This window comes from Cellulosimicrobium sp. BMG9.23 (assembly GCF_059159985.1).
In genome coordinates this window covers 20949-32485 of record NZ_JBZGBZ010000017.1, presented here as the reverse complement: position 1 = coordinate 32485, position 11537 = coordinate 20949, and the positions used below count along the sequence as shown (strand labels likewise).

General features: G+C 71.9%; 8 protein-coding genes and 1 tRNA gene. 7 read left to right on the top strand and 2 right to left on the bottom strand.

Annotation, left to right across the window (positions count from 1 at the left end):
- Positions 1-98 precede the first annotated feature (98 nt).
- Positions 99-731, bottom strand: a complete 633-nt coding sequence (locus AC4H2G_RS21445; RefSeq protein ID WP_494367767.1) for a 5-formyltetrahydrofolate cyclo-ligase — start codon at positions 729-731, stop codon at positions 99-101.
- A gap of 190 nt (positions 732-921) precedes the next feature.
- Between AC4H2G_RS21445 and AC4H2G_RS21440 the strand changes: the two genes are divergently transcribed.
- The 5 genes from AC4H2G_RS21440 to AC4H2G_RS21420 all read left to right on the top strand — a co-directional run bounded on the left by AC4H2G_RS21440 (position 922) and on the right by AC4H2G_RS21420 (position 8142).
- Complete coding sequence (locus AC4H2G_RS21440; protein ID WP_494367766.1) at positions 922-3264, top strand: NTP transferase domain-containing protein; 2343 nt, start codon at positions 922-924, stop codon at positions 3262-3264.
- Positions 3265-3363: 99 nt separating this feature from the next.
- The gene (locus tag AC4H2G_RS21435) at positions 3364-5832 is read left to right on the top strand and encodes a glycoside hydrolase family 94 protein (protein WP_494367765.1); all 2469 of its coding nucleotides are present in this window, start codon (positions 3364-3366) and stop codon (positions 5830-5832) included.
- A 127-nt stretch (positions 5833-5959) separates the two neighbouring features.
- On the top strand, positions 5960-6607 hold the full coding sequence (locus AC4H2G_RS21430) for a GNAT family N-acetyltransferase (RefSeq protein ID WP_494367764.1): 648 nt from the start codon (positions 5960-5962) through the stop codon (positions 6605-6607).
- Positions 6608-6710: 103 nt separating this feature from the next.
- Positions 6711-7973 (top strand): hypothetical protein, encoded by a 1263-nt coding sequence (locus tag AC4H2G_RS21425; protein WP_494367763.1) that lies wholly within the window; start codon positions 6711-6713, stop codon positions 7971-7973.
- A 96-nt stretch (positions 7974-8069) separates the two neighbouring features.
- Positions 8070-8142: transfer RNA gene (locus tag AC4H2G_RS21420), tRNA-Ala, on the top strand.
- 340 nt (positions 8143-8482) lie between these two features.
- Here the strand turns inward: AC4H2G_RS21420 and AC4H2G_RS21415 are convergent.
- A complete protein-coding gene (locus AC4H2G_RS21415) occupies positions 8483-9073 on the bottom strand; it encodes a helix-turn-helix domain-containing protein (RefSeq protein WP_494367762.1) in 591 nt (196 codons plus the stop codon).
- A 130-nt stretch (positions 9074-9203) separates the two neighbouring features.
- Between AC4H2G_RS21415 and AC4H2G_RS21410 the strand changes: the two genes are divergently transcribed.
- Together AC4H2G_RS21410 and AC4H2G_RS21405 are read left to right on the top strand one after the other, a co-directional pair.
- Entirely contained in the window at positions 9204-10667 is a 1464-nt protein-coding gene (locus AC4H2G_RS21410; RefSeq protein WP_494367761.1) for an MFS transporter, read from the top strand.
- A 25-nt stretch (positions 10668-10692) separates the two neighbouring features.
- Positions 10693-11340, top strand: a complete 648-nt coding sequence (locus AC4H2G_RS21405) for a class I SAM-dependent methyltransferase (RefSeq protein ID WP_494367760.1) — start codon at positions 10693-10695, stop codon at positions 11338-11340.
- Positions 11341-11537 lie beyond the last annotated feature (197 nt).

Genomic DNA, 11537 nt, shown 5'->3' with positions numbered 1-11537 from the left:
GGCGCCCCCACCCACCCCGACACCCCAGGCGACCATGCGCCGTCGAGCACAAGGACCGGGGAACTACTTCGCGTCTCCGGTCCACCGACGGCGAGTGCTCAGGGGAGCCAGCGCCAGCCGCGGGGGGTCGCGACGGCGTCGACGGTCTTGTCGTGCGGTTCGAGGGGGAGGGGGCGGTCGTCGGCGTCGTAGACCTCCTCGGGGAAGACGACGGCGACGACGCGCGCGCCGGGGCGGATGTGCTCGAGGGCGCGGTCGTACCAGCCGCCGCCCTGGCCCAGCCGGACGCCGCGCGAGTCGACGGCGAGCGCGGGCGCGACGACCACGTCGGCGAGCGCGAGCGCTTCCGGCCCGAGCGGGGCGGTGCCAGGTTCGGGCGGGCGTCCGGGCGCGCGGACCTGCAGGTCGGCCGGGCCGTCGTACTCGGCCCAGTCGCGCTGCAGCCCGGCGCCGAGCACCGGCAGCAGCACGCGGACCCCGCGCGCGGCGAGCCGTTCGAGCAGCTCGGCGGTGCCGGGTTCGGCGGGTCGGGCGGCGTAGGTCGCGACGCACGTCGCCGCCGCGACCTCGGGGATCGTCTCGATCACGTCCGCGACGGCGACGGCCGCTTCCTTGCGGAGCCGGTCCGAGCGGGACTGTCGGTTCGTCCGGATGGCCTTGCGGAGGATCTCCTTCGCGTCCTCGACCTCGATGCTTCCGTGCAGGGGGTAGGGCTGGTCCGGGCCACTCATGTCCCTATTGTCACCCGCGCGCCGGGATGGGCCGTCCACCGCGCGGGGTGAGGTCTGGGCCGTCGTGCACGGGTACGGGGTTCCCTCGACGCTCCGGACGCACCTATGATCGGGAACGTACTAGTACGGACTCCTGACAAAAGCCTTTCGCTCGCGTCAGGGCCGGCCTGCGCCGACCAGTGAGGACGCCATGACTGCGCCGACGACCGCTCCGTCCACCGATCCGACGTTCCGTCCGTCCACCGAGCCGGGTCCGCCCTCGGCACCGGCGCGTCGGCCGTCCGGGGCGTCGTCCACCGCGTCCTCCACCGTGTCGTCGACCGCGTCGTCGACCGCGTCCTCCGCCCGGGCCACCCGTGCCGCGGTGGTCCTCGCCGCCGGTCACGACGCCGCGTCGCGCAACCTGCTCACCCGGCCGCTCGGGGACGCGACCGTCGTCGAGCTCGCCGTCGCGACGGTGTGCAAGGTCGTCGACCCGGGTCGCGTCGTCGTCGTGGTCTCGCCCGACGACCCGGCGGTGCGTGAGCTGGTCGGTGAGGACGTCGTCTACGTCGAGCAGCCCGAGCCGCGGGGGACGGGTGACGCGGTCCTCGCGGCGCGCGGGGCGGTCGCGTCCGTCCTCGGCGCGGACGCGGACGGTCCGGTCCTCGTCGCCTACGCGGACACGCCGCTGCTGCGCCCCGAGTCGCTCCTGGGCGTGCTCACCCGTCACACCCTGACGCGGTCGGACCTCTCGCTCCTGTCGGCCGTCGTCGACGACCCGCAGCCGAGCTCGGGACTCGTCGTGCGGGCCGACGGTGAGATCAGCGCGATCCTCGAGCCGGAGGACCGCGCGGGCGCGCCGGTGGGGGAGCGGCCCGAGGTCAACGTGGGCGCCTACGTCGCCTCACCGGCCCTGCTCTTCCGCGAGCTCGAGGCCATGGCCGCGGGCGGCGAGCACCGGCTCACGGAACTCGCGCGCCGTGTCATCGGCGCCGGGTGCAAGATCTCGTCGTACCGGATCTACGACACCGACGAGGTGCGCGGCATCAACACGCCGGACGAGCTGCAGGAGGCCGCGGACGTCGTCCTCAAGCGGCTGTTCGTCCCGACGAAGAACACGGACACGAAGATCGTGTTCGGCACCGGGGGGTGGCGGGCAGTCATCGGCGAGGGCTACACGCTCGCGAACGTGCGCCGGCTGTGCCAGGCCATCGCGAACGAGACGGTGCGCCGAGGGCTCGACGGAAAGGGCGTCGTGATCGGCGGGGACCGCCGGTTCCTGTCGCGCGAGTCCGCGATCGCCGCCGCGGAGGTCTTCGCGGGCAACAACATCGCGGTCACGCTCCTGCCCGACGACGTCCCCACGCCCCTCGTGACCTTCGCCGCCCCGTACCTCGGCGCGGCCTACGGGATCATCGTCACGTCGAGCCACAACCCGCCCGAGTGGAACGGCATGAAGGTGTTCCGCCAGGACGGGTCGCTGCCGCTCGACGACGAGACGGACCGGTACCAGGACGAGGCCAACGCGCTCTCCGTGGACGACGTCATCACGCTCGACATCGAGATCGCGCGCCGTACGGGCGTCGTCACCGACCGCGCGCTCACCGACCCGTACGTCGACGCGATCGAGCGGATCATCGACGTCGAGGCCGTGCGCGGGTCGGACCTGCAGGTGGTCGTCGACCCGATGTACGGGACGAGCCAGCTCACGCTCGGCACGATCCTCTCCGACATGCGCGTCCGCTCGGAGTTCATCCACGCCGCGCACAACCCGCTGTTCGGCGGCGTCGCGCCCGCGCCCGACCTGCAGCGGCTCAGCACGCTCGTCTCGATGATCCGTCAGGGCGGCGGGCGCTACGACCTCGGCATGGCGACCGACGGCGACTCCGACCGCATCGGCATCGTCGACGAGACCGGCGAGTACATCGCGACCAACGACCTCCTGCTCCTCCTGTACTGGTACCTGCACGAGGTCCGCGGCGAGCGGGGCGGCGTCGTGCGCAACCTCGCGACGACGCACCTGCTCGACCGCCTCGCGGCGCACTTCGGCGAGGAGTCGCGCGAGGTCAAGGTCGGCTTCAAGCACGTCACCGCCGGCATGGAGGAGATCGGCGCGGTCCTCGGCGGGGAGTCGTCGGGTGGCCTGACGATCCGCGGCTGGATCCTCGGCAAGGACGGGATCTTCGCGTGCGCGCTCGTCGCGGAGATGCTGGCGCGCACGGGCAAGCGGATCTCCGAGCTGCGCGCGACGGTCTACGAGATCACCGGCCGCCTGTACACGCTCGAGGCAGGGGTCCCCGCGACGCCGGAGATGCGCGTCGAGGTCCCGCGGAGGCTCGCCGCCGAGCCGCTCACGCACGTCGGCCCGTACCCCGTCGTGTCCGTCTCCCACCTGGACGGCACGAAGATCCTCCTCGAGGACGACAACTGGGCGCTCCTGCGGTTCTCCGGCACCGAGCCCGTCCTGCGGATGTTCGTCGAGGCGGACACCCCCGAGAAGGCGGGCGAGCTCCTCGACTGGCTCCGCGGCTTCGTCACCGCCGGCGTCTGAGCCAGTCCCGGCACGAGCCGGACGCACCCACCCGGCGACCACGCGCCGTCGGGCACCACGACCACCCGAGCAGCACCCCGGAGAGGAACCCCAGCAACGATGCGCTACGGCCGCTTCGACACCGCGCGCGACGAGTACGTCGTCGAGCGCCCCGACGTCCCCGTCTCGTGGACGAACTACCTCGGCACGAAGGACCTGTGCACGGTGCTGTCCCACACCGGCGGTGGGTACTCGTACTACAAGAGCTCGCAGCAGGGGCGCATCACGCGGTTCCGCCCCAACGGCGTGCCGCTCGACCGCCCCGGCCACTACGTGTACGTGCGCGACGCCGACGACGGCGACTACTGGTCGGTGTCGTGGCAGCCCGTGGGCAAGCCGTTCGTCGGGCCGGACGAGGAGCTCGACGCCGCGGGCGGGGCCGGCCGGTGGACGACGCGGCACGGGCTCGGCTACTCGACCTTCCGGGCCGAGTACAAGGGCGTCGACGCCGAGCAGACCGTCTTCGTCCCGGTCGACGACGACGTCGAGGTGTGGGACGTGCGCCTCACGAACACGACGGACCGCGAGCGCCGCCTCACGGTCTCCGGCTACGTCGAGTTCAGCTTCCACACCATCACGATCGACAACCAGAACCTACAGATGTCCCTGTACGCGTCGGGCTCCTCGTACGAGGACGGGATCGTCGAGTACGACTTCTTCTACGAGCCGTGGACGTTCCACTACTTCGCGTCGAGCGAGACGCCGTCCTCGTACGACTCGCTGCGCGACTCCTTCATCGGCCCGTACCGCACCGAGTCCAACCCGATCGCGATCGAGCGCGGCCACGGCTCGGGCACGAGCGCCACGACGCAGAACCACTGCGGAGCCCTCCAGCACGAGATCGTGCTGGAGCCCGGAGAGACCAAGCGCCTCGTCTACCTGCTCGGGTACGGCTCGCGCGATGCGGCCGGCCGGGCGATGCAGGCGAAGTACGCGGACCTGGACGCCGACGTCCCGGCCGTCGACGCCGAGCGCGCCCGCCTGCGCGACCACTGGCGCGCGAAGCAGGAGAAGTTGCGCATCCGCACGCCCCACGAGGGCATGAACACGATGATCAACACGTGGACGCTGCTCCAGGCGGAGACGTGCGTGCAGTGGTCGCGGTTCGCGTCGTTCGTCGAGGTGGGCGGGCGCGCCGGCCTCGGCTACCGCGACACCGCGCAGGACGTCCTGAGCGTCATCCACTCGAGCCCGACGAAGACGCGGCAGCGCATCGTCGAGCTCCTGCGCGCCCAGACGGAGGCCGGCTACGGGCTGCACCTGTTCGACCCGAAGGCGTTCGACCCCGACGCCGAGCAGCTCCCCGACATCCCGTCGCCGACCATCGTGCCGACCGTCGACCCGAAGGACCTCATCCACGGGCTCGAGGACACGTGCTCGGACGACCACCTGTGGCTCGTGCCGTCGGTCGTGGAGTACGTCAAGGAGACGGGGGACCGCGCGTTCCTCGACCTGGAGATCCCGTTCGCCGAGGGCACGCCGGGCACGGTCTACGACCACCTCGTCCGGGCGCTCGAGTTCTCGGCCGAGCAGGTCGGCCAGAACGGCGTCGCGCTCGGCCTGCGCGCGGACTGGAACGACTGTCTCAACCTCGGCGGCGGCGAGACGTCGCTCGTGACGTTCCTGCACGCGTGGGCGATCGGCGCGTTCCTCGAGATCGCGGAGCCGCTCGCGGCGGCGGGCGACGAGCGCGCCGAGGCGGACGTCGTGCGCTTCACGGCCGAGCGCGAGCGCATCGCCAAGGTCGCCGACACCCAGCTCTGGGACGGTCGCTGGTGGATCCGCGGCTACACGCGCGACGGCGTGAAGATCGGCTCGGCCGAGAACGCCGAGGGCAAGATCTTCCTCGAGCACCAGGCGTGGCCCGTCATCGCCGGCATCACGACGCAGGAGCGCGGCGAGGCGTCGATGGACGCGGTGCGCGAGCTGCTCGGCTCGGAGTACGGCAGCCACCTCAACTGGCCGGCCTTCACGCAGGTGGACGACACCGTCGGGTTCGTCACGCGCGTCTACCCGGGCATCAAGGAGAACGCCGCGATCTTCTCCCACCCGAACGCGTGGCCGATCATCGCCGAGGCGCTGCTGGGCCGTGGCGACCGGGCGGTGCAGCTCTACGACGCGATCCTCCCGTATCACCAGAACGACAACATCGAGGTCCGGGGGGCCGAGCCGTACGCCTATGTGCAGTTCCTCTACGGCCGGGACCACGAGTGGTTCGGCAAGGCCCAGAACCCGTGGCTCACCGGCACGGCCGGGTGGATGTACACCGCCGTGACGAAGTACGTCCTCGGTGTCCGCCTCGCGCTGGACGGGCTCGTCGTCGACCCGTCGATCCCGCGCGACTGGGACGGGTTCGAGGTGCGGCGCGAGTGGCGCGGCGCCGTCTACGCGATCGAGGTGCGCAACCCCGACCACGTGTCGACGGGCGTGCGGGCCGTGACCGTCGACGGCGTCGACCACGACCCGACGCTCCCGATCCCCGTGCAGCCGGCCGGCGCCGAGGTGCGCGTCGTCGTCACGCTCGGCTGACCACGCCACGGTCGCGGCTGGTGGCGCCGGCCGCGGCCGTGGTAGACCCTGTCAGCGAGGCCGGGTCGTCCGAGCTTCGGCACGCGCGAGGAAGGCCGAGGATGGACGCCGCACGAAGGACGCCACGATGACGGGCAGGACGGCACGCGCGTGGACCGTCACCAAGCCCTGGCCGGTCACGCTGCGTGAGGACACGCTCGACGGGTCCGTGGTGCTGCGCCCGCTGCGACGGCGCGACGCCCACGACTGGATGACCCTGCGCGCGCGGAACGCCGAGTGGCTCGAGCAGTGGGAGGCGACGTCACCCCGCTCCGGGCCGGGCGGCCCGCCCACGTTCGGCGAGTACGTCCGCTCGCTCACCTCGCAGGCGCGCAACGGCTCGTCGCTGCCGTTCGCGGTCGAGTACGACGGCGAGCTCGTCGGGCAGCTCACGGTCTCCTCCATCACGTACGGGTCCCTGTGCGGGGCGAGCGTGGGCTACTGGGTGAGCGAGCACGTCGCCGGGCGGGGGATCATCCCGACCGCCGTCGCCATGTCGGTCGACTACTGCTTCGCCGTCCTCGGACTGCACCGGATCGAGATCAACATCCGGCCGGAGAACAGGCCGAGCCTGCGCGTCGTCGAGAAGCTCGGCCTGCGCGACGAAGGTCTGCGCGAGCGCTTCCTCCACATCCAGGGCGCCTGGCGCGACCACCGCACGTTCGCGATCACGACCGAGGAGGTCCCGGACGGCCTCCTGGCGCGCTGGCAGGCGACCCGCCGCGGTGACGGCTGACGCGCCGTCGGGCACGCGTCGTCGGGCGTTCCGCGGATGCCGGGCGCCCGACACGCCGGAGCGCGTCCGGGCCGCGTGCGAGGGCCTCGCCTACCGTCGGAACGTGGAATCGGCCTCGGGGATCGTCGCGCTCGCGGTGGTCCTGCTGTGGTTGGGGTACTACGTGCCCCACCGGGTGCAGCACCGCCAGCAGCTGCTGGAGGCGCGCACGGAGGACCGGTTCTCGGGCGCGCTGCGCGTCCTGTCCGTCGCCGGGCGCGGCATCGGCGCTCCCGAGCGTCTGGTGCCGGCGCTCGCCGTCGAGGCGGGGCCGTCGGGCGGGGGCCGGGCTCTGCTCGGCGCCGCACCGGGGGCCGCGCCGAGGACGACGGGTACTGCAGGCGCTGCGGACACGAGCACGGAACGATCGGACCGGTCGGACGGTCGGACGCACGACGAGGTGGAGGACGCCATGGAGACCAGCGGCAGCGCGTCGTCCCCCCGAGGGGCGGTCCCGAACGCGGTGCGTCCGTCGACGTCGCGGCTCGCGCTCCTGGAACGCCGCGCGGCCGCCGCGCGTCGGCGTCTCGCGCTGACCGCCGTCCTGCTGCTCGCCAGCGTCGCCGTATGGGTCGTCGTCGGTCTGGGCCTGGTGTCGTGGTGGGCGGCCGCCGTCCCGACGGCGCTGCTCGCCCTGGTCCTCGTCCTCGGCCGGCGTGCCGTGCTGTCCGCGCAGCGGGCCGACGCCGCGTGGCTCGCCGAGCGTCGGGCGGAGGCCCGCGCCGCGCGCGGCACGGTCGCCGGCAGCCCGGCCGCCCCGCGCAACGTGCGACCCCGGGTGACCGGCCGGGCCGTGCACGGGTCACAGCTCAGCACGCAGATGATCCCGCGCGTCACGGCGAAGGACCTGGCCCGGGCGAGCGTGACGGCTGCCGCGGACGGTGCCGCGGCGACGGTCGCGACCTCGGGTGGCTCGGCGCGCGGGACGTCGCGCGCCGGGTCGAGCGCCCCGCGCACCGACGACGACCCCGCGGAGGGTTCCTCGGCGCGCCCGGAGCGCGACGAGCCGCAGACCACCGTCGCCGAGGCGACCGAGCCGACCGAGGACCGCGTCCCCTCGGGACGTGCCTGGGACCCGGTGCCCGTGCCGCGGCCGACGTACACCATGAAGGCCACGGCCCCCCGGCGCGAGCCGGCCCCGCTGACCGACGACGAGACGTCGCCGGCCGCGGTGCGACCCCCCGCGGTGGCGACGCCGGCGGTGCCGATGCCCGAGCGGACCGCGGCGCCGGAGCGGGCGGAGGGCGACGCGCAGAAGCCGAGCACCGAGACCCTGGGACTGGCCCTCGACGAGATCCTCGCGCGGCGACGCGCGGCAGGGCAGTAGCCGAGAGGGGCCCGACACCTGTCCGTCGGGGTCGCTGCGCGGTGTCACCGGTTTGCAGGACCACGGGCCCGAGGTGTTAGTCTGTACACCGCTCGAGGGGCTATGGCGCAGTTGGTAGCGCGTCTCGTTCGCAATGAGAAGGTCGGGGGTTCGAATCCCCCTAGCTCCACTCCTTGAAGGCCGTTGGTCAGGATGTATTTTCCTGGTCAGCGGCCTTCGGTGTTTCCCGAAGTCCTCGACTGAGAGGCCCGCAACGACTGTGACTCCACGCGAAATTTCATGCGAGTGCTCACCGGCCGGCCCTCGCGGTCACGGACGTCGCGCTCGCGCTCAACCTCTGTGCGCCGCAGCTTGGACCGCACCGGACTGCCGCGCCGCGGCCATCCGGGGATGCAGGGGGCGAGCCACGGCCGTACACCCACCTGCCCGAGAGGGCGGCGCGAACGCCATGGATCTATCGCTGAGCGACGCCCGGGCTGCTGCGGATTCGAGGGCGCAGGGCTGTGCCACTACGACGTCTTCGGGCGTGGGGTGGTGCGGGCTCTGAGGTGGGCTCGTTCTCCCTGTTGCCCGAACAGGACGAGGAGCTCGACGGTGCGTTCGTCGTCCGGCCCGAGCCAGTGCGGTACGTGGGTGTCGAACTCCGCCGCCTCGCCGGGCTTGAGGACGAGCTCATTGTCGCCGAGGATCAGGCGCAGCCTGCCGGTGAGGACGTAGAGCCACTCGAAGCCGGCGTGGGTCTTGAGCTCCGGCTCACCGCCTGACTTCGGCGGGATCAGCAGCTTGTGGGCCTGGACCCCGCCTGGGGTACTGAGTGGCACGTAGGTCAAACCGTCCCGGGTGACGGGACGTAGATGGATGCGCGGGTCGCCGGTGCGCGGTGCGCCGACGAGCACGTCGAGCGGCACGGCATACACCTCGGCGAGAGGCAGGAGCATCTCGAGGGTGGGTTTGCGGGTGCCGCCCTCGAGGCGCGAGAGCGTGCTCTCGTTGATCCCAGTCCGCTCGGCAAGGGTGGCCAGCGTCAGGCCGCGACGGCGTCGCAGCTCTCGCAAGCGTGGCCCTACGGCCTCCAGCCGGTCCTGGTGTGAGGTCGTCATGGAGCCAGTATGCCAAAACGGCATGATTGCTTGCGACTTTGGCACGGTCACGTCCACGCTGCCGTAGTCGGACTCCCCGCGCGGATCCCGACAACCCCACTCTTGCTGCCCCGATCGAGGACTGCTTGTCATGACCGACCAAATCGCCGACCCGCAGGCTGGCACGCTCGCCCTGGACCCCCGCCGCTGGCTGGCCCTGGCCGTGATCTCCATCGCCACGCTGATGGTGGTGCTTGACGCATCCATCATCAATATCGCGCTACCCCACGCCCAGGCGGACTTGCACATCAATAACGCGCAAAGGCAGTGGGCAGTCACCTCGTACGCACTCGCCTTCGGCGGGCTGCTGCTCCTGGGCGGACGCGTGGTCGACCTCGTCGGCAGGAAGCGCGTCTTCCTGATCGGGTTGGTCGGCTTTGCTGCAGCCTCCATGATCGCGGGTATCGCCCCGAACGCGGCGACCTTGTTCGCCGGACGTGCGCTGCAGGGAGTGTTCGCCGCGCTGCTCGCGCCCGCAGCGCTGTCGCTGATCGCGGTCACCTTCACCGATCCCCATGAGCGGGCCAAGGCGTTCGGCGTATACGGCGCTCTGCAGGGCGCCGGAGGCGCGATCGGACTCGTCGCCGGCGGGGTGCTGACCGAGTACGCGGGCTGGCGCTGGTGCCTTTTCGTCAATGTCCCGCTGGCCATAGGAGCCGCCCTGGCGGCGCTTCCGACCATCCGGGAGAGCCGCGCCGAGGGAGTCCGTCGCTACGACATCCCTGGCGCAATCACCGTGACCGCGGGGCTGGCCGCCCTGGTGTGGGGCTTCACCCAGGCGGCCGAGTCGGGATGGGGGGCTCCGGCGACCTGGGGCCTGCTGATCGTCGGCCTCGTCCTGCTCAGCGTCTTCGTCCTCATCGAGCACCGGGCAACCTCCCCGCTGCTGCCGCTGCGGGTGATGCTCGACCGCGAGCGTGGCGGCGCGCTGCTCGCCTCGCTGCTGGTGGGAGCGGGGATGTTCGGTCTCATGCTGTTCCTGACCTACGAGCTGCAGATCATCCTCGGCTACCAGCCGCTGCAGGCCGGGCTCGCGTTCCTGCCGTTCAGTGCCGGCATCATCGCCGCCGCGCCGCTCGGGTCGCGGCTCGTGCTCAGGAGCGGGCCGCGCTCGCTCATGGTGGCAGGCGTGGCCGTGGCACTGGTCGGCACGCTCTGGCTCACCCGGCTGCAACCCACCGGCGGGTACGCCGAAGTGGTCCTGCCCGCGATGACCATGACCGGGCTGGGGTTGGGCCTCTTCTTCGTCGCGTTGCCCAACGCCGCACTCGCCCGGGTCGCGCCGTCCGACGTCGGGGTGGCCAGCGCCATGATCAGCACCACCCAGCAGGTCGGTGGCGCCCTCGGCCCGGCGCTGCTCAACACCCTCTACATCACCGCGCTCACCGGCTACCTCCAGGCCAGTGACGGAGCGGTCCCCGACATCGTCGGACAGGATGCGATGGTGTACGGCTACCGCATCGCCTTCCTTGCCAGCGCGATCCTGTTCGCCCTCGCCCTCGCGGCGCTGTGCGTCCTACGAGCTCGACGCCCCCGGGCTGACCAAGCCTCCTGAACCCCACTGAGAGGGGACGACGACCATGACCATTCCATCCGACTCCGAGAGCTTCTGGGAAGACCACTACGTGCGCCTCGACGCCCAGTGGGGGACGACGCCGAACGATCTTCTGGTCGACCTCGTGACCAGCCACTCAACCACACCCGGTACGGCGCTGGACCTGGGCTGCGGGCACGGCGGCGACGCCCTCTGGCTCGCGGCGCGAGGCTGGCAGGTCACGGCGGTGGACGTCTCCGCCACCGCCCTCGCCCGCGTCGACGCCGCCGCCGCATCCTCCGGGCTCGCCGACCGCGTCACCACGAGCCGGCACGACGTCGCCTCGACGTTCCCCGACGGGACCTTCGACCTGGTCAGCGCCTGCTACTTCCATACCCCGCTGGAGATCCCGCGCGACCAGATCCAGCGCAGGGCTGCCCGGGCCGTCGCTCCGGGCGGCCTGCTGATCGTCGTCGAGCACGCCTCGGTGCCACCCTGGTCTTGGCAGGCAGGCCAGGACGTGCAGTTCCCCACCCCCGCCCAGGTGCTGGCATCCCTCGAGCTGGACGACCGCTGGGACACGCTGCAGTGCGACGCACCACAACGCACCGCCACCGGACCCGACGGGCAGCACGCAACCGTCACTGACAACGTGGTCGTCGTCCGACGTCGGGTGACGACCGCCCGGTCTTGAAGGGGACGAAGTCACAGCCTTCGAGCGTGCTGGATCACCGTTCCTCGAGACCCCTGATCAGGCGTGCGGCCTCGCTGGCCCGCCGAGCATCGGACGTCTCGTCCGCATCGACGAGGATCGTGTCCTCGTCGATGCGGCTGCTGGAATGCCTCGGCGTGCGCCTCGGCGGACAGCTCTGAGGCCAGGAGCTTCGCGAA

Bases quoted from the DNA above. Each gene is read 5' to 3' on its own strand.
- AC4H2G_RS21445 (WP_494367767.1), bottom strand. From the start codon at position 731: ATGAGTGGCCCGGACCAGCCCTACCCCCTGCACGGAAGCATCGAGGTC.
- AC4H2G_RS21440 (WP_494367766.1), top strand. From the start codon at position 922: ATGACTGCGCCGACGACCGCTCCGTCCACCGATCCGACGTTCCGTCCG.
- AC4H2G_RS21435 (WP_494367765.1), top strand. From the start codon at position 3,364: ATGCGCTACGGCCGCTTCGACACCGCGCGCGACGAGTACGTCGTCGAG.
- AC4H2G_RS21430 (WP_494367764.1), top strand. From the start codon at position 5,960: ATGACGGGCAGGACGGCACGCGCGTGGACCGTCACCAAGCCCTGGCCG.
- AC4H2G_RS21415 (WP_494367762.1), bottom strand. From the start codon at position 9,073: ATGACGACCTCACACCAGGACCGGCTGGAGGCCGTAGGGCCACGCTTG.
- AC4H2G_RS21410 (WP_494367761.1), top strand. From the start codon at position 9,204: ATGACCGACCAAATCGCCGACCCGCAGGCTGGCACGCTCGCCCTGGAC.
- AC4H2G_RS21405 (WP_494367760.1), top strand. From the start codon at position 10,693: ATGACCATTCCATCCGACTCCGAGAGCTTCTGGGAAGACCACTACGTG.